Origin of the sequence: Flavobacterium sp. P21 (assembly GCF_050632225.1) — a bacterium.
Taxonomy (GTDB): Bacteria; Bacteroidota; Bacteroidia; order Flavobacteriales; family Flavobacteriaceae; genus Flavobacterium.
Genome location: NZ_CP192585.1, coordinates 859,751 through 878,188, shown reverse-complemented (window position 1 = coordinate 878,188; position 18,438 = coordinate 859,751). Strand labels below are relative to the sequence as shown.

Here is an 18,438-nt window from a genome sequence, read left to right as displayed (position 1 = left end):
CCAATTCACGAATTAATTTTGTGAATTGGTGGCTTTATTTTTTGTCTCTCGCAGATTTTGCAGATTAAGCTGATTCTATGCGTGAAAATCTGTTGAATCTGCCAAATCTGCGGGAGAAATAATTCGTAAAAATTAGTGTAATTCGTGGCAAACCTTTTTTAAATTTGAAAAACTAAAAAACCAAACGATGAAAATTATAAAATGGGGAATTATTGGCTGTGGAAATGTTACTGAAGTTAAAAGCGGGCCGGCTTTTCAGAAAGCTCCAAATTCAGCTTTAGTTGCCGTTATGCGAAGAGATGCACCACTTGCCGAAGATTACGCCAAACGTCATAATGTCTCAAAATGGTATTCGAATGCTGAAGATTTAATAAATGACCCAGAAGTTGATGCCGTTTATATTGCCACTCCTCCGTCTTCTCATAAAGAATATACTATTTTATGTGCTAAAGCTGGAAAACCAGTTTATGTAGAAAAACCAATGGCTCTGACTTTTGAAGAATGCAACGAAATGATTAGTGCTTGCAAAGAACACAATGTTCCGTTGTTTGTTGCTTATTATAGAAGAGGTCTGCCTCGCTTTTTAAAAATAAAAGAAATAATCGATGAAGGAAAATTAGGAAATATTAGACATGTTAACTGTGTTTTATATCATCCTTTTGAAGCACGTTATGATGACGAAATCAATCTTCCCTGGACAGTTTTACCGCATATTTCTGGAGGCGGAATTTTTGTTGATTTGGCTTGTCACACTTTAGATTTCCTAGATTTTGTTTTAGGTCCGATAAAATCAGTTCGCGGACATGCCACTTCTCAATTATTGGCTTACCCTGCTGAAGATTCAGTTTCAATGTCGTTTTTATTTGAAAACGGAATTCATGGATCTGGAATTTGGAATTTTGCCAGTTTCGAGCGTTACGACAATACCGAAATTGTTGGTGATAAGGGAAAAATTTCGTTCTCTACTTTTGGGAATGATCCAATTCACGTTCAATACACAAATGGTGAAAAAGAAAGCATTTTAATTGAAAATCCATTGCATATTCAACAACCTTTTATAGAAACTGTTATTGCCGAGCTCTCAGGAAAAGAAAATGCTTCTCCATCAAAAGGAATTTCTGGTGCCAGAACAACTTGGGTTATTGATCAGGTTTTGAAGGAGTTTAGGGAGACTTCGAAATAGTATTGTGTTGAATTGCCTCCTGCTTTAGCTGGAGGAATAATTTCAAAAAATCGTAAGGTTTTAGCCAAACTAACAATTTGGCTAAAGCCTTTTTTATTCTCATCAATCTCAACTACCTCCAGCTAAAGCAGGAGGCAATTCATTATAAAATCTTTGTCAAACTAAAAAAGAGGATACTCTTTCGAATATCCTCTTTTTCTAAACTATAAACTATAAAAAACTTTGGAAAATTATAGGCTATATTTAACACCTAATGTTAATCCTAAACCAGAAATTCCAACATAAGAACTTAACTCGTCCATTGGTTTTGATTGATCAACTCCATTTGGATTTGTTAAGGCATTATTAGAATTAACATCTAAACCATCTCTATAATTAGTATGGATTTGAGCTGTAGTTCTGCTTGGTAATGCATCTTGTCCATTTTGAGTAAATGTAGTAGTTTCTTTGCTTTTTCCATGAACAGTAAAATTTCTATATTCTAATTCAGCAAAAGCAGAAATATGTTTTCCTAATTTATAAGAAGTACCCATAGCCGCTGAAAACCCAATTGTAGGATTTGGTTTTACCTTATCAACACTATGAACTGCAACAGTAGCTGGATTTGCAACTCCTGTAGGAGCTATAGCATCTGTTGTAATTTCTAAATCTCCATGAATTGGAACTAAAACTCCAACTTTTGTATAAGGCTCAAAACCATGTGCCTCACCTAAAAACATTACTAATGCAGGAGCGATATCAAAAGCAGTAATTTCACCTACTGATTTAAAATTATAAACAGGTTTTCCTCCAGAAACAAAAATAGCATCTGTAGTTGTTTGCGCCATTGTTTTGGTATTACTAGAATAATAATTTGCACCTAACTCAACTCCTAAACGAGTTGAAAAACGATAACCTGCGGTAATACCAGTTCTAAATCCTTGTCCAAATGAACCTGTAATACTTTTTTCTGACACTAATTTTCCACCTACATAAGTTCTATCTAAAGCCGCATTTCCACCTACAGTTGGAAATTCTGTCGAAGCAGTTTGGTTAAAATAAGATCCTCCTAATTTAAAATACCAGCTTTCTGGTTTGTCTGCTTTTTGTGTCTGCGCCATTGTAGCCATAGAGCAAACTAATAATCCTAATAAAAATAGGTTCTTTTTCATAATTCTGATTTAATTAATTTATACAAACTTAGAGTATTTTAACATATTCTTTTAGCCTGTATGGTTAGACTTGGAACGAAATCGTTGTAATTTCGGGCAATATTACTAAAAAAGTATTATGCGTGCATATTTTTAACATTAAAATTTTATATCCCATTAAATTTTAACTGTTAATTTTTTAGTTCAGTTTAAAATTAATCTGCATTTTTTCTAATTCTTGCGAGCAATTCAGCTGAAATTTTCACCTTTAAACGTCGGCTTGGCATGGTTAATTTGGTAACAACTTTCACTTCTTCGACCTCTTTCATTTCCTTCATTTTGGCTTCTCCCGAAATTGCTTCGTTATCATCATTTTCGTCTTCAAAAACAGCATCTTCACTGTCTTCAAATTCGCTTGTAGTTTCAACTTCGACTAAACGTTTGACATTTTCAATTTCCATAATATCAAAACTTACCGTATTATCTCCTTTGTTTTCACTAAACAAACGACTCAATTTATGGATGAATTCTTCATGGAGATCCTTGATGTCTAACAATAAAATTAATTTTTTGGCAAATGCTTCAAGAATATCCTGCAACTGTCGAACCTCAACAAACTGCATTCTTGGATCTGTTTTTTTACCTGTATCATGATTTACCCAACCATCTTTTATCAAAATTTTTATATAGGCGAAATTGTTTTGAATCAAGAAATGGCGGAATTTCAAATATTCTTCTCCAAAAATCTTAAACTCGTAACTTTCATCATATCCTTCTAAGTTGAAAGCCGCCCAGCCCTTTCCGTTTTTGGCTACACGATGCTGTACGTTATTGATAATTCCGGCAAACATCAGGTTTTTTCCAACATACTCGTTCATGCTTTTCAGCGCTTCCAAACGAGAATTACAGAAATATTTCATTTCAAACCTAAAATCATCAAGCGGATGTCCTGAAATATAGATCCCAACAACTTCTTTCTCTTTGGCAAGTTTTTCCATTGTACTCCAGTCTTCGCACGGAGGCACAACTGGTTCTGCGATTTGTACTTCGCTGGTTTCTCCAAACAAACTTACTTGTGAAGAGTTTTCATTTTCTTGAAACTTCGATCCGTAGCGCATTGCTTTTTCATAAAAAGTAATTCCGTCACCATCATCGTGAAAGTATTGCGCTCTGGTTGTTCCTTCAAACGAATCAAAACCTCCTGCAAGTGCTAAATTCTCGATCGCTTTTTTATTGGCAAGACGCAAATCAATTCGCTTCGCCAAATCAAAAATCGATTTATATCTTCCGTCTTTTCTGTTTTCGACAATCGTTTCTACAGCTCCAGAACCAACTCCTTTAATCGCTCCCATTCCGAAACGAACTGCATAGTCATCGTTTACCGTAAATTTATAGTACGATTCGTTTACATCTGGCCCAAGAACCTGTAATCCCATACGTTTGCATTCTTCCATAAAGAACGAAACCTGTTTGATGTCGTTCATGTTATTCGAAAGTACCGTCGCCATATATTCGGCTGGATAATGCGCTTTCAAATAAGCCGTTTGATACGCAATCCAGGCATAACAAGTCGAGTGCGATTTGTTGAAGGCGTAACTCGCAAAAGCTTCCCAGTCTTTCCATATTTTCTCCAGAACTTTTGCGTCGTGACCTTTTGCTGCTGCTTGTTCAACAAACTTCGGCTTCATTTTATCTAGTACGTCTTTTTGTTTCTTACCCATCGCTTTACGCAAGACGTCGGCCTCACCCTTTGTAAATCCTGCCAAAGACTGAGACAAAAGCATTACCTGCTCTTGGTAAACCGTAATTCCGTAGGTTTCAGAAAGATATTCCGCACAGGCATCTAAATCGTATTTGATTTCTTCGTCACCATTTTTTCTTCGAACGAAAGACGGAATATACTCCAAAGGTCCCGGACGATACAATGCGTTCATGGCAATTAAATCTCCAAAAACCGTTGGTTTCAGATCTTTCATGTATTTCTGCATCCCAGGTGACTCGTATTGGAAGATTCCAACAGTTTCACCTCTTTGGAAAAGCGCATATGTTTCTTCATCATCGATTGGGAAAGTATCGGGATCGAGTTCAATTCCGGTTCTGTATTTTACCAGTTTTACGGTATCTTTTATCAGCGTAAGGGTCTTCAGACCCAAGAAGTCCATTTTCAACAATCCGGCACTTTCAGCAACCGAGTTATCAAACTGCGTTACATATAAATCGGAATCTTTTGCTGTTGTAACAGGAACATAATTCGTAATATCCGACGGCGTAATGATTACCCCGCAGGCGTGGATTCCCGTGTTACGCATCGATCCTTCGAGGATTTTTGCCTGCTGAATGGTTTCTCCTGCCAAATCATCTTCGTTGGCAATCGCGATTAATTCTTTGACGTTATCAAATTCGTCCGAACGAAGGGCTTTTTTGACTTCTTCTTCACTCTCCGAAATGAAACGCGCCAAATTCCATTTTGATGGCATCATTCCCGGAATCAATTTTGCAATTCTATCGGCTTCAAATAAAGGCAAATCTAGTACACGAGCCGTATCACGAATCGCCGATTTGGTCGCCATTTTACCATACGTGATAATCTGCGCTACCTGTTTTTGACCGTATTTGTTAATTACATATTCCATTACACGTCCACGACCCTCGTCATCAAAGTCGATATCAATATCGGGCATCGATACACGGTCAGGATTTAGGAAACGCTCAAAAAGTAAGTCGTATTTAATTGGGTCAATATTAGTAATTCCGAGACAATATGCAACGGCAGAACCCAGCCGCAGAACCACGGCCTGGTCCTACGGAAACGTCCATTTTTCTTGCTTCGGCGATGAAATCCTGTACAATTAGGAAATAACCCGGATATCCTGAATTCGAAATCGTCATTAATTCAAAATCCAAACGTTCTTGAATCGATTCGGTAATTTCACCATATCTTCTTTTTGCCCCTTCCATTGTAAGATGTCGCAAATAAGCATTTTCACCTCGAACACCATTGTCTTTTTCATCTTCGGGATCAACAAATTCGTCTGGAATTTCAAATTTCGGAAGCAATACGTCTCGATACAATGAGTACCCTTCAACTTTATCAATAATTTCCTGAATATTGATAATGGCTTCAGGCAAATCGGCAAAGAGTTTTTTCATCTCGTCTTGCGACTTGAAATAATATTCCTGATTTGGAAGTCCGTAGCGGTAACCACGACCACGGCCAATAGGTGTTGCCTGCTTTTCACCATCTTTTACACAAAGTAAAATATCGTGTGCATTGGCATCTTCTTTATTTAAATAATAAGTATTGTTGGTCGCAATTAACTTTACATCGTGTTTTTTTGAAAACTCAATCAGGGTTTTGTTGACACGATTTTCATCTTCCTGATTGTGGCGCATTACTTCCAGATAGAAATCTTCGCCAAATTGTTCCTTCCACCAAATCAAAGCTTCTTCGGCTTGGTTCTCACCAATATTCAAGATTTTACTCGGAATTTCTCCGTATAAATTTCCAGACAAAACCATTATATCGCCTTTGTATTGCTCTACAATGGCGCGGTCAATTCTTGGAACATAGTAGAATCCGTCTGTATAGGCAATCGAAGCCATTTTAGCCAAATTGTGGTAACCGGCTTTGTTTTTAGCCATTAAAACAACTTGATAACCGTTGTCTTTTTTGCTTTTATCTAAATGATTTTCACAGATGTTAAATTCACAACCTACAATTGGTTTTACTTCAGTTTCTGTTGGTTCTTCTCCGGCTTCAACTAAGGCTTTATTTTTTCCAGAAGCCGCTTTATTGTGGTTCATAACAGCGCTCACGAAATGAAAAGCCCCCATCATGTTTCCAGTATCCGTCATGGCAACGGCCGGCATTCCGTTTTTGGTCACAGTTGCAACAATATTTCCAATTCCGATAGTGGATTGAAGTACCGAAAACTGTGTATGATTATGTAAATGTGCAAATTTTGCCGCTTTAAAATCAGCCTTATCTTCTTCTGAGACAATAGTTTCTTTGCCTTCTCCAGCTAAAGCTTTAAGCTGTTCTCTGATTTTATCAGAAGCCGCTTTTAAGTTGATATGTTTTAAGCCAATTAACTTAAACGGCTCTGGATTTCTTTCTTGAAAATCTTTGAAGTATTCTTTTGGAACATCTAATTCTTCTTTAGTGAAAACCTCTCTTCTCACCAATTCCAAGAAACAACGAGTAGTTGCCTCAACGTCGGCAGTTGCGTTGTGCGCTTCCGCGAAAGGCTGATCGAAAAGATAGCTGTGTAACTCAGTCAATGTTGGAAGTTTGAATTTTCCTCCACGACCTCCGGGAAGTTGTAATAACGAAGCCGTAACTTCGGTACAAGTATCCAAAACAGGCATTGAACTCATTTGAGATTCAACTCCCATTCTATGGAATTCGGCTCCCATAATATTGACGTCGAAACCTAAATTCTGTCCAACGATATATTTGGTTTTGCTTAATGCAATATTGAATTTCTCCAAAACTTCAGCCAAAGTGATTCCATCGGCTTCAGCCAATTCAGTAGAGATTCCGTGAATACGCTCAGCATCGTACGGAATGTTAAATCCTTCTGGTTTTACCAAATAATCCTGATGCTCGATAAGCTGTCCCATTTCGTCATGAAGTCGCCACGCGATCTGAATACAGCGAGGCCAGTTATCAGAATCTGTTATTGGGGCATCCCAGCGTTTTGGTAATCCGGTTGTTTCGGTATCGAATATTAAATACATACTTTTTAAATAGCAAAAATTAAATTCCAAACTCCAAGCTTTTCCATATAAACATTTGATTATATGGAGGATAAAAAATTGCTTTTATAGAGAATGGAAGAAGTCAAATTTACGTTTTTTTTGGAGAAATAACGAAACGAAAGTTGTTAACAAAAACAAATCGTTTTGACAAAATAGTATTACATTTAAAGGTTTTAATAGTCTAAATTGTATGAAAAAACAAATTCAAGTGTAATACAAAGGACTTGCTTAAATTCAGAACCTAAATTTGAATCGAAATGCTATGAAAACTTATTTTTCTTTTTCCTGATACTACTTTTGAGTGGTTGTTCCAGAAAAAATCCTATTGAAAAAGCACTGGCAACGAGATCAGATGAATATTGGCGCTATTATTATAATTATAAAAACGAAACCTATTCAAGTTATTATAAGTTTGAAGATGATCAATTGTCTTACGTTTTTACTATTGATGAAGACGGAAAATTTACTAATGGGCCTGAAGATCCATATTACGGAAATGAACCTCTCAAATGGTCAGTTTCTGAAGATAGCATTATGACTTGGGGAAATTTTGCCTACGATGTTGTCAGTTACAACGACAAAGCTATTGTCCTTACTTATTCAACAAAAGAAAAACCCTATCAGAATTATCTGTTTTTAATAAAAGAAAGTGATTTTAAACAATACCCAAACGATTTTGAAGAAAAAAGACTTTACAATCCTGAAAAATACAAATCAAATAAATAAAATTAAAGCGCTAATCCAACTTCTTCTATAAAATCAAAAATAATGATAAATAAATCTGCAAAAAACTATCGTCTTCCATATGTTCTTTTATGCTTTCTCATCTTATTTATTACTAGCTGTAATCAGAGTATCGAAACTAAAATTGACCATTCTATTCAAAGCCTAATTATAAAATATCCACAATTAACAGCTGATAAAAAGCCATCTGAAAGTGAATTCAAGTTTGTAAAAAGTGTTCGAGAAGGCGAATTTAATATCGAAGTTCAACTTTATTCACAACCTGAAGGATATAAAAATAGAAACCATATTTTAGTTTTTATTAATAGCAAAAAACAAATCTATGCTATCCCCCTTTTCAATAGCAAATACAGAGATTATTGGGAATTCCCATTTGACAAACTATTGCCAAATGTTCCCAAAACAAATACAACTTTTACAAATCAACTTAATTTAGGCATAGATGAACTAATTAATAATAGCGACAGAAGAAAATCGAATAAGAGGTTTACATTAATCAACGTGATGTTAACTTCTGTATTAAATTGCAAAAGAATTGAAGAAAAAGACAGTAGCAGTGTACTCCATACTTTAAGAGGAAGTTATGACATTCCAGATGAAAATATCGATTCAGCTAAAATCAGATTACGTAAAAATTACGAGTTAATGAAGCGTGAATGGCATCCAGAAGAATTTGCATATAACTACAATTGTTACTTCGACGAAACCAATGCTAGAGTTTATCAAATAGAAAATCTTGGAAATAAATTTAAAATCAAAACATATAGAATGGATTACGGATTTCATTATATATATCTTTAAATCTTCGATTATTCATTTTGGATACTCATTGCACCAAAATGAACACTTTTAAACTGAAGTGTATCCTGAACTTTGCTTTATCAAATTATAACAATTAAAAAAATAATAATCATGAAAACAATTTTTATCACAGGCGCATCATCAGGTTTAGGAAAAGCAACAGCAAAATTATTCTACGAAAAAGGATGGAATGTAATCGCAACCATGAGAAATCCGGAAAAAGAAACTGAACTTTCTCAATTAAAAAACGTAACACTTTTGCCTTTAGACGTTACCGATTATGATCAAATTCAAAACACAGTTAAAAAAGCACTTGAAATTAGCGACATCGACATCGTTTTTAACAATGCTGGTTACGGATTAATTGGTCCTTTGGAAAGTTTAACAGATGATCAAATCACCAAACAATTAAATACTAATTTATTGGGAGTAATCAGAGTTACAAATGCATTCATTCCATATTTCAGAGAAAGAAAAAACGGTTTATTCATTTCAACGACTTCTATCGGTGGATTGATCGCTTTTCCTTTAGGATCAATTTATCATGCAACAAAATGGGGATTGGAAGGCTGGAGCGAAAGTATGGCTTACGAACTAAATCCGTTTGGAATAAATATTAAAACGGTTTCCCCAGGAGCAATCAGAACCGAATTTTTGCATGGTTCACTTGACACAAGCACTTTGCCAGAATATGAAACAATGACCAATAAAATGTTTGGAAGCGTTGACGTTATGTTTGAAATGGCTTCAACTCCAGAACAAATTGCCGATGTTGTTTACGAAGCCGCAACCGACGGAAAAAACCAATTAAGATATGTTGCCGGTGAAGATGCAAAAGCACTTTATAAACAAAGACTAGAAGTTGGAGACGAAGTTTTTCGTTCTGAATTTGGCAAACAATTTTTTGGAGAATAATTCATTTCAAACTAATACCGTTCAGGTTTCAAGAAGCCGAACGGTATTAGTCTTTTAAATTTTCATACTTTTATATCATGGAAAAGAAAAACAATAATCCAGCAAAAATCTCTTCTATATCGCAGTTTCATGATTTACTTCGATTGCCAAAACCACTTCATCCGATGGTGAGTTTAGTAGACAATACGAAGTTGGTCATTAATGAAGATTTAGCGAATCATGCCTTTTTGCTTGATTTTTATAAGATCTCTTATAAGTTTTCTACCAAAGGAAAAATGGGCTACGGTCAAGGCTATTATGATTTCAATGAAGGTGGACTCATGTTTGCTTCTCCAACTCAGTTAATTTTTACTGAAAATGAAGAAGGTGTTGAATATGGCGGTTATACACTTTTATTTCATCCAGATTTTATTCGAAATTATCCTTTGGGAAAAAGCATCAAAAAATATGGTTTCTTTTCTTATGACACCAATGAAGCACTGCATCTTTCAGACAATGAAAAAACAATTATTATCGGATTATTACAAAGTATCGACAACGAACTCAATACCGCAATAGACGAAATGAGTCAGGATGTGATTGTTTCTTATATTGATGTTCTGCTGAATTACAGCAATCGTTTTTACAAACGTCAATTTATTACCAGAAAAACCATCAGTCACGATTTATTATTAAAAGTTGAAGAAACGCTGGACAATTATATCAGCAATTCAGAAACCTTAAAAAGAGGATTGCCAACCGTAGAATTCCTAGCTTCTCAGATTAATGTTTCGAGTCATTATTTAAGCGACATGCTTCGCAATTTAACCGGACTAAATGCACAACAGCATATTCATTCGAAATTAATAGAAAAGTCAAAAGATTTCCTGATTACGACTAATCTTTCGGTAGCAGAAATTGCTTATCAACTAGGTTTTGAATATCCGCAGTCATTCAGTAAATTATTCAAAAAGAAAACCAATCTTACTCCATTAGAATTTAAAAATTCATTGAACTAATTTTTAAAAATACTACTTTCAAAAAATCAATTTCTATCTCAAAAAATCATAAAATTTCATAAAAATACACTTCTTGGATGTCGTAGTATTTTGCCTTTTTATTGAATCTAAATAGCTTCCTGAAAACTCCTTCAAAAGCTTTAAAAAACCCAAAAAGCACTCTTTTGGCAAAGATTTCAAAACTAACAATTATTACTATTTTTATGTGATTTGTTAGATTTTTTTAACCAAATTCCTATATTTTATACTGATTTTGAGATAAATTTGCAAACTATTAAAACAAAAAACAAACAAGAAAAATTTAAGCCGAAAAAGAAAAACTAAATCAGTTTCTTGATCATTTTTCTTCCAAATTTTTGTTTACAAATGTCAATTTGCAATTTGTAAATTAGTTTGGGTATCGTATATAATGAAATATTGAAATTGACGCTTTTTTATCTTTTTTTACTTTTGTTTTGCTATTATAATGAACAGGAAATTGCTGTGGTTATAGAAATTACAATTTAAAAAAATAAAAAATGAGTAAGACATTATTTGACAAAGTATGGGATTCACATGTTGTGCGTAAAATTGAAGATGGGCCAGATGTGTTTTTTATTGACCGCCATTTCATTCATGAAGTTACGAGTCCTGTTGCTTTTTTAGGATTAAAATCAAGAGGCGTTAATGTATTATATCCAGAACGTACTTTTGCAACTGCCGACCACAATACACCAACCATAAACCAACATTTACCAGTTCAGGATCCGCTTTCTGCAAACCAGCTTAAAGCTCTTGAAGACAATGCTAACGAATACGGAATTTCGCACTGGGGATTAGGTCACCAAAAAATGGAATTGTACACGTAGTTGGTCCTGAAAACGGAATTACTTTGCCAGGTGCTACTATTGTATGTGGAGATTCGCATACGTCTACTCACGGTGCTTTTGGAGCTATCGCTTTTGGTATCGGAACATCTGAGGTTGAAATGGTGCTTTCTACTCAATGTATTATGCGACCTAAACCAAAGAAAATGCGTATCAACGTAAACGGTAAATTGAGTAAAGGTGTTGGTCCAAAAGACGTTGCACTTTATATTATTGCTCAGTTAACTACTTCTGGAGGAACAGGATATTTTGTTGAATATGCTGGTGATGTTTTCGAAAATATGACTATGGAAGGTCGTATGACGGTTTGTAATTTAAGTATCGAAATGGGTGCTCGTGGAGGAATGATTGCTCCTGACCAAACTACTTTCGATTTCTTAGAAGGAAGACTATATGCTCCAAAAGGAGAAGCTTGGACTAAAGCTGTTGAATACTGGAAAACCCTTAAAACTGATGCTGATGCTGTTTTTGATGCTGAATTAAACATCAAAGCTGAAGATATCGAACCAATGATTACTTATGGTACAAACCCTGGAATGGGAATTGGTATCACAAAACATATCCCAAGTGCAAACCAAGTTGAAGGCGGTGAGGAAACTTACAAAAAATCTTTAGCTTATATGGGCTTCAACGAAGACGACGTAATGATCGGAAAACAAATCGACTACGTTTTCTTAGGAAGCTGTACAAACGGACGTATTGAAGATTTTAGAGCTTTCGCTGAAATTGTAAAAGGAAGAAAAAAGCAGATAATGTTACGGCTTGGTTAGTTCCAGGTTCTCACGTTGTTGAAGCGCAGATTAAAGAAGAAGGAATTTTAGATATTTTGACTGAAGCTGGTTTCGTATTACGTCAGCCTGGATGTTCTGCATGTTTAGCAATGAACGATGATAAAGTTCCTGCTGGAAAATATGCAGTAAGTACTTCAAACAGAAACTTTGAAGGTCGTCAAGGTCCTGGTTCAAGAACTTTATTAGCAAGTCCGATTATGGTACGCAGCATTGCTGTTACAGGAAAATTGACTGACCCAAGAGAATTATTTTAGATTGCAGATTTTAGATTTTAGATTTCTCGCTTTGCGAAATCTTCATCTAAATTTCTTCAAATAAAATTAACTAACATTATTTAATACAAACATTTTAGATTATGTGTTTTACGTTTTCAAAAGAAAATCTAAAATCTAAAATCTAAAATCTAAAATTCCAAAAAATGGCATACGATAAATTTAATATACTTACAAGCGACGGAGTTCCGTTGCCAATTGAGAACGTAGATACAGATCAAATCATCCCAGCTCGTTTCTTAAAAGCTACAAAACGTGAAGGTTTTGGAGACAATCTTTTTAGAGACTGGAGATATAATGGAGACGATACTCCAAAAGCAGATTTCGTTTTAAACAACCCAACTTACAGCGGAAAAATCCTTGTAGGAGGAAAAAACTTCGGTTCAGGATCTTCTAGAGAGCACGCCGCATGGGCGGTTTACGATTACGGATTTAGAGCTGTAGTTTCTAGTTTCTTTGCAGATATCTTCAAAGGAAACTGTTTAAATATTGGTGTATTGCCAGTGCAAATCAGCCCAGAATTTTTAGCAAACATTTTCAAAGCTATCGAAGCTGATCCTAACACAGAATTAGAAATCAACCTTCCAAACCAAACGATTACTTTGTTGTCAACTGGCGAGCAAGAATCATTCGCAATTAACGGTTACAAAAAGAACAATTTAATTAATGGTTTTGACGACATTGATTATTTACAAGATATGAAGGAAGATATTAAAGCTTTTGCTGATAAACTTCCTTACTAGAAAAATCAGGTTCAGTCCTTTGAGACCCGACAGGTTTTTGAAACCCGTCGGGTCTTTATAAGTTAAAAAACCAAGACAACACAACAAAAATTTACCTTATAAAATAAGGAATTCAGAATATCAATATGGAAAAAAGAAAAATTGAAATAATGGATACGACGCTCCGTGACGGTGAACAAACCTCAGGAGTATCATTTTCTGCCGCAGAAAAACTGACCATTGCACAATTGTTGTTGGAGGAATTAAATATTGATAGAATCGAAATTGCTTCGGCACGTGTGAGCGAAGGAGAATTTCAAGCCGTAAAAGGCATTACTTCTTGGGCTGAAGAACGCGGCTACATTAACAGAATTGAAGTTCTTACGTTTGTTGACGGAGGCGTTTCAATTGACTGGATGAAAAAAGCCGGCGCCAAAGTGCAGAATTTGTTGACCAAAGGCTCAATGAATCACTTAACGCATCAATTAAAGAAAACTCCGGAACAGCATTTTTCTGAAATTGCTGAAATCATTTCTTTAGCACAAAAGAACAATATTGAAACCAATGTCTATCTGGAAGACTGGAGCAACGGAATGCGAAATTCCCAAGACTATGTTTTTCAATTTTTGGATTTCTTAGCTACACAGCCAATAAAAAGAGTTTTACTTCCAGATACTTTAGGCGTTTTAATTCCATCTTTGGCTTTTGAATTCATTTCAAAAATCAGAGCAAAATATCCCCAAATCCATTTTGATTTCCACGCCCACAACGATTACGACTTAAGCGTCGCGAATGTTATGGAAGCCATAAAAGCTGGAATCAACGGACTTCACGTAACCGTAAACGGAATGGGAGAACGTGCCGGAAATGCGCCTCTTGAAAGCACAGTTGCTGTAATCAACGATTATTTGCCAGAAGTAAAAATCAATATCAAAGAAACATCTTTATACTCTGTAAGTAAACTGGTTGAAACATTTACTGGATATCGAATTCCAGCAAATAAACCAATCGTTGGTGATAATGTTTTTACGCAGACAGCCGGAATCCACGCTGACGGAGACAATAAAAATAATCTTTATTTTAATGATTTACTTCCGGAACGTTTCGGAAGAAAAAGAAAATACGCTTTAGGAAAAACTTCTGGAAAAGCCAATATCGAAAAGAATCTTCAGGAATTAGGTTTAAAACTAAACAACGAAGATTTGAAATTGGTTACTCAAAGAATTATTGAACTAGGCGACAAAAAAGAAACCGTAACAAAAGAAGATCTTCCATACATTATTTCAGATGTTTTGGACAGTCATACTTACGAAGAAAAAATTACCATAAACTCTTATATGCTGGTACATTCTAAAGGAATGCGCCCATCTACGACTTTATCTTTAAATTTAAACGGAGAAATAATCGAAGAAAATGCGCAAGGAGACGGTCAGTTTGATGCTTTTATGAATGCTTTATCCAAGATTTACAAAAGCAAGAAACTTACGCTTCCAAAATTGATTGATTATGCGGTAAGAATCCCGCCTGGAAGTAGTTCTGATGCGTTGTGCGAAACCATTATCACATGGGTCAACAACGGAAAAGAATTCAAAACCCGCGGATTAGATTCTGATCAAACCGTTGCAGCGATTATTGCAACGCAGAAAATGTTAAACATTATAACTTAATATAGGCGCAAAGGTTCAAAGTTACAAAGCAACAAAGGTTTAGGCCTGCTTTTAAACTTTGAACCTTTGCAACTTTGCAACTTTGAACCTTATAAAAACATATATAGAATGAAATTAAACATAGCCCTTTTAGCCGGAGACGGAATCGGACCAGAAGTAATCAATGAAGCTGTAAAAGTATCTGATGCTATTGCACAAAAATTTGGACATGAAATCACTTGGAAACCGGCTTTAACCGGAGCTGCCGCAATTGATGCAGTAGGCGAACCTTATCCGGATGCAACACACGAAGTTTGTAAAAATGCTGATGCTGTTCTTTTTGGTGCAATTGGCCACCCTAAATACGATAACGATCCTTCTGCGCCAGTACGTCCAGAGCAAGGTTTATTAAAAATGCGTAAAGCATTAGGTTTATTTGCAAACGTTAGACCAACTTTTACATTCCCATCTTTATTAGATAAATCGCCGCTAAAAAGAGAAAGAATCGAAGGAACTGATTTAGTTTTCTTAAGAGAATTAACAGGCGGAATTTACTTTGGTGAAAAAGGAAGAAAAGATAACGGAGATACCGCTTACGATAACTGCGTTTACACAAGAGCAGAAGTACAGCGTTTAGCTAAAAAAGGTTTCGAATTAGCTATGACACGTTCTAAAAAATTATCTCGCGTTGATAAAGCAAACGTTTTGGAAACTTCTCGTTTGTGGAGAGAAACAGTTCAGGCAATGGAAAAAGATTATCCAGAAGTTGAAGTGAGCTACGAATTTGTTGACGCTGTGGCAATGCGTTTGGTACAATGGCCAAACTCTTATGATGTATTAATTACGGAGAACTTATTTGGAGACATCCTAACAGACGAGGCTTCCGTAATTTCCGGATCAATGGGATTAATGCCTTCTGCATCTATGGGAGCTGAAGTATCTTTATTTGAACCTATTCACGGTTCATATCCACAAGCTACAGGACTAAACATTGCCAACCCAATGGCTACTATTTTATCTGCTCGCTATGATGTTCGAAAACTTCGGATTAATGGAGGAAGGAAAAGCAATGAGAGATGCTGTAAATAAAGCTTTAGAAGCTGGTGTAGTTACTGAAGATTTAGCCAATGGAGGCAAAGCATACGGCACGAAAGAAGTTGGTGACTGGCTAGTCGCGAATGTATAATGATTTATTTTGTTTCAGGTTTCAAGTTTCAGGTTGTTGAAACTTGAAACTTGAAACAAAAAAGGGATAAACATAAGTTTATCCCTTTTATATTTTAGAAAAAAATATTAATATCCTCCTCTGTTTCCGCGGTCATCTCCTCCACGGTTGTTTCCGTAACCACCACGATTGTTTCCTCCGCGGTTGTTGTTAAAACTTCTTCTTTCTCCTTCTGGTTTTGGCTCAGATTTATTTACAACGATTGTACGACCTGACACAACAGCACCGTTCAATTCGTCGATAGCTTTTTGAGCTTCGCTATCATTTGGCATTTCAACAAAACCAAAGCCTTTACTTCTTCCAGTAAATTTATCAGTAATAATTTTAACAGAGTCAACTGTTCCATAAGCCTCAAAAGACTCTCTTAAATCTGCTTCCTCAATACTGAATGGAAGGCTTCCAACAAAAATATTCATAGATATTTATTTATAATAAGAAACAAATGTAGTCTTATTTTTTTCTAATCTACTATATTCTAGTTTATTTATGTTTTTATTTAGATTTTAAAACCAAATCTTTTCGAAATCATGCAACAAAAAAGAAAAAACTAAAACAAAGCTCTTGGCGTAATTGGAACTTTGTAGAAAACGCCTTCTGTAAAAGCAACTTTAGGATTATCTAAATCTGATGTATTGTTATTTACAGCATTAAATTTGAATGTCCCAGAAATGGTATTATTTTCCATATCGTAATCTGTAATTACAATTTGCCCGCTTCCTTTTTTGTCCCTGTAGAAAATTCGCTTTCTTTTCCTGGAAAAGTATTGGCGTATGACGCTTTCACAATATCATTTACACCTAATATATAAGTCTTCTCCGCAGGATTATTATCCACTTGCAGGATCACTTTTTCATAACCTAAAGAGCCTTCAATTACAAAATTTCCCTCTATTGAAAATGCCGCATTGTGACCAACAGCCCTCCAAAACACATTGTCTTTTAAGCCTTGAAACGCTGGATTATTAAATTTTATATCTTCCGTGCAAGATGCAACAACAAATAGAAGCGATAAAAAATAAAAGTATTTTTTCATATTCCGTGGATTTGATGCAAAAGTATTGCATTTGAAATAAATATCTAAAATTTCATTCTAAAAACAATAAAAAAAAGACTCATTTTTGTATTAACAACATTTAATAATTTTTGGAACGTATATTTCATAAAAAAATTATATCTTTGCGCCCTTAATTAACAGAGGTCGAGTACCTCAAAATTTAATCACTAGATTATGTCAGTAAAAATTAGATTACAAAGACACGGTAAAAAAGGAAAACCTTTTTACTGGGTAGTAGCCGCAGATGCACGCTCAAAAAGAGATGGTAGATACTTAGAGAAAATCGGTACTTACAATCCAAACACAAACCCAGCAACTGTTGAGTTAAACCTTGACAGCGCAGTTAAATGGTTGCACAATGGTGCTCAACCAACTGATACTGCAAGAGCTATCCTTTCTTACAAAGGTGCTTTATTGAAACACCACCTTGATGGAGGTATCCGTAAAGGAGCTTTAACTCAAGAGCAAGCGGACGCTAAATTAGTCGCTTGGTTAGAGGCTAAAGCTGGAAAAGTTGATGCTAAAAAAGATGGTTTATCTAAAGCGAAAGCTGATGCTAAAGCTACAGCATTAAAAGCAGAAAAAGAAGTTAACGCTAAACGTATCGCTGACGCTCGCTGCTGCACAAGCTGAAGCTGCTGTCATCGCGCAAGCTGAAGAGGCTACAGAAGAAGTTGCTGAAGCTACTGAAGAAGCTCCTGTCGCTGAAGAGAATAACGAAACAACTGAAGCATAATTTTACCTTAGCGATAATGCGTAAAGAAGACTGTTTTTATTTAGGTAAAATCGCTAAAAAATTTAGTTTCAAAGGTGAAGTTCTGATCTATTTAGACACAGACGAACCTGAGTTATACGAAAACCTGGAATCAGTGTTTGTTGAACACAACAAACACTTGGTTCCTTTTTTTATTGAAAAAAGCTCTTTACATAAAAACGACTTTTTAAGAGTTAGTTTTGAAGATGTCAATACCGAAGAAGATGCAGATGCTCTTGTTGGAAACGGCATTTATCTTCCTTTAACAATGTTGCCAAAACTTTCCGGCAACAAATTTTATTTCCATGAAGTTATTGGTTTTGAAATCGAAGACAAACGTTTGGGTGTTTTCGGAAAAATAACTTCTATAAATGATTCTACTGCTCAGCCACTTTTTGAAGTTTTGAATGGCGAAGTTGAAATCCTTGTCCCAATGATTGATCATTTCTTGGTTAAAATTGATCGCGAGAACAAAAAAGTCATTATGGATTTGCCTGAAGGTCTTATTGAGATGTACCTTTAATTTAGTAATTAGTCTCAGTCACAGTTTTCAGTCATCACTTTTCGTAAATTTTTA

12 protein-coding genes and 4 pseudogenes are annotated in these 18,438 nt (G+C 35.3%); 11 read left to right on the top strand and 5 right to left on the bottom strand.

Annotation, left to right across the window (positions count from 1 at the left end; all coding sequences use genetic code 11):
* Positions 1 to 187: 187 nt before the first annotated feature.
* The gene (locus ACQ9BO_RS04265) at positions 188 to 1,183 is read left to right on the top strand and encodes a Gfo/Idh/MocA family protein (RefSeq protein WP_431243766.1); all 996 of its coding nucleotides are present in this window, start codon (positions 188 to 190) and stop codon (positions 1,181 to 1,183) included.
* A 230-nt stretch (positions 1,184 to 1,413) separates the two neighbouring features.
* Here the strand turns inward: ACQ9BO_RS04265 and ACQ9BO_RS04260 are convergent, their stop codons facing one another.
* Positions 1,414 to 2,334, bottom strand: coding sequence for an outer membrane beta-barrel protein (locus ACQ9BO_RS04260; protein WP_431243765.1), 921 nt, complete (start codon positions 2,332 to 2,334; stop codon positions 1,414 to 1,416).
* A 178-nt stretch (positions 2,335 to 2,512) separates the two neighbouring features.
* Positions 2,513 to 7,053, bottom strand: a pseudogene (dnaE, locus tag ACQ9BO_RS04255) (DNA polymerase III subunit alpha).
* Positions 7,054 to 7,371: 318 nt separating this feature from the next.
* Between dnaE and ACQ9BO_RS04250 the strand changes: the two are divergent.
* From ACQ9BO_RS04250 to leuB, 8 genes and pseudogenes are all read left to right on the top strand, one after another.
* The gene (locus ACQ9BO_RS04250) at positions 7,372 to 7,800 is read left to right on the top strand and encodes a hypothetical protein (RefSeq protein ID WP_431243764.1); all 429 of its coding nucleotides are present in this window, start codon (positions 7,372 to 7,374) and stop codon (positions 7,798 to 7,800) included.
* A gap of 42 nt (positions 7,801 to 7,842) precedes the next feature.
* Entirely contained in the window at positions 7,843 to 8,619 is a 777-nt protein-coding gene (locus ACQ9BO_RS04245; protein WP_431243763.1) for a hypothetical protein, read from the top strand.
* Between the two features lie 111 nt (positions 8,620 to 8,730).
* A complete protein-coding gene (locus ACQ9BO_RS04240; RefSeq protein WP_431243762.1) occupies positions 8,731 to 9,534 on the top strand; it encodes an SDR family oxidoreductase in 804 nt (267 codons plus the stop codon).
* Between the two features lie 77 nt (positions 9,535 to 9,611).
* A complete protein-coding gene (locus tag ACQ9BO_RS04235) occupies positions 9,612 to 10,532 on the top strand; it encodes a helix-turn-helix domain-containing protein (protein ID WP_431243761.1) in 921 nt (306 codons plus the stop codon).
* Between the two features lie 518 nt (positions 10,533 to 11,050).
* Positions 11,051 to 12,443, top strand: a pseudogene (gene leuC, locus ACQ9BO_RS04230) (3-isopropylmalate dehydratase large subunit).
* 164 nt (positions 12,444 to 12,607) lie between these two features.
* The gene (leuD, locus tag ACQ9BO_RS04225) at positions 12,608 to 13,204 is read left to right on the top strand and encodes a 3-isopropylmalate dehydratase small subunit (protein ID WP_431243760.1); all 597 of its coding nucleotides are present in this window, start codon (positions 12,608 to 12,610) and stop codon (positions 13,202 to 13,204) included.
* A gap of 125 nt (positions 13,205 to 13,329) precedes the next feature.
* Positions 13,330 to 14,850 carry an alpha-isopropylmalate synthase regulatory domain-containing protein gene (locus tag ACQ9BO_RS04220; protein WP_431243759.1) on the top strand — a complete coding sequence of 507 codons (1,521 nt, stop codon included), beginning with the start codon at positions 13,330 to 13,332 and terminating at the stop codon, positions 14,848 to 14,850.
* 108 nt (positions 14,851 to 14,958) lie between these two features.
* A pseudogene (gene leuB / locus ACQ9BO_RS04215) lies at positions 14,959 to 16,015 on the top strand (3-isopropylmalate dehydrogenase).
* Between the two features lie 107 nt (positions 16,016 to 16,122).
* On the opposite strand, the gene ACQ9BO_RS04210 reads toward leuB, so the two are convergent.
* The 3 genes from ACQ9BO_RS04210 to ACQ9BO_RS04200 all read right to left on the bottom strand — a co-directional run bounded on the left by ACQ9BO_RS04210 (position 16,123) and on the right by ACQ9BO_RS04200 (position 17,086).
* The gene (locus ACQ9BO_RS04210) at positions 16,123 to 16,470 is read right to left on the bottom strand and encodes an RNA recognition motif domain-containing protein (protein WP_132990550.1); all 348 of its coding nucleotides are present in this window, start codon (positions 16,468 to 16,470) and stop codon (positions 16,123 to 16,125) included.
* Positions 16,471 to 16,601: 131 nt separating this feature from the next.
* A complete protein-coding gene (locus ACQ9BO_RS04205; protein WP_431245062.1) occupies positions 16,602 to 16,754 on the bottom strand; it encodes a DUF6252 family protein in 153 nt (50 codons plus the stop codon).
* Positions 16,754 to 17,086 (bottom strand): DUF6252 family protein, encoded by a 333-nt coding sequence (locus tag ACQ9BO_RS04200; protein ID WP_431243758.1) that lies wholly within the window; start codon positions 17,084 to 17,086, stop codon positions 16,754 to 16,756. Before ACQ9BO_RS04200 ends, ACQ9BO_RS04205 begins: the two co-directional genes overlap by 1 nt.
* A 195-nt stretch (positions 17,087 to 17,281) precedes the next feature.
* Between ACQ9BO_RS04200 and ACQ9BO_RS04195 the strand changes: the two are divergent.
* Together ACQ9BO_RS04195 and rimM are read left to right on the top strand one after the other, a co-directional pair.
* Positions 17,282 to 17,843 (top strand): annotated as a pseudogene (locus tag ACQ9BO_RS04195) (30S ribosomal protein S16).
* A gap of 16 nt (positions 17,844 to 17,859) precedes the next feature.
* Entirely contained in the window at positions 17,860 to 18,384 is a 525-nt protein-coding gene (gene rimM, locus ACQ9BO_RS04190) for a ribosome maturation factor RimM (protein ID WP_132990547.1), read from the top strand.
* The last annotated feature ends 54 nt before the right edge of the window (positions 18,385 to 18,438 follow it).

What these genes read in the sequence shown, in the direction of transcription:
- ACQ9BO_RS04265 (WP_431243766.1), top strand. Translation starts at nt 188, where the DNA reads ATGAAAATTATAAAATGGGGAATTATTGGCTGTGGAAATGTTACTGAA.
- ACQ9BO_RS04260 (WP_431243765.1), bottom strand. Translation starts at nt 2,334, where the DNA reads ATGAAAAAGAACCTATTTTTATTAGGATTATTAGTTTGCTCTATGGCT.
- ACQ9BO_RS04245 (WP_431243763.1), top strand. Translation starts at nt 7,843, where the DNA reads ATGATAAATAAATCTGCAAAAAACTATCGTCTTCCATATGTTCTTTTA.
- ACQ9BO_RS04240 (WP_431243762.1), top strand. Translation starts at nt 8,731, where the DNA reads ATGAAAACAATTTTTATCACAGGCGCATCATCAGGTTTAGGAAAAGCA.
- ACQ9BO_RS04235 (WP_431243761.1), top strand. Translation starts at nt 9,612, where the DNA reads ATGGAAAAGAAAAACAATAATCCAGCAAAAATCTCTTCTATATCGCAG.
- leuD (WP_431243760.1), top strand. Translation starts at nt 12,608, where the DNA reads ATGGCATACGATAAATTTAATATACTTACAAGCGACGGAGTTCCGTTG.
- ACQ9BO_RS04220 (WP_431243759.1), top strand. Translation starts at nt 13,330, where the DNA reads ATGGAAAAAAGAAAAATTGAAATAATGGATACGACGCTCCGTGACGGT.
- ACQ9BO_RS04210 (WP_132990550.1), bottom strand. Translation starts at nt 16,470, where the DNA reads ATGAATATTTTTGTTGGAAGCCTTCCATTCAGTATTGAGGAAGCAGAT.
- ACQ9BO_RS04200 (WP_431243758.1), bottom strand. Translation starts at nt 17,086, where the DNA reads ATGAAAAAATACTTTTATTTTTTATCGCTTCTATTTGTTGTTGCATCT.
- rimM (WP_132990547.1), top strand. Translation starts at nt 17,860, where the DNA reads ATGCGTAAAGAAGACTGTTTTTATTTAGGTAAAATCGCTAAAAAATTT.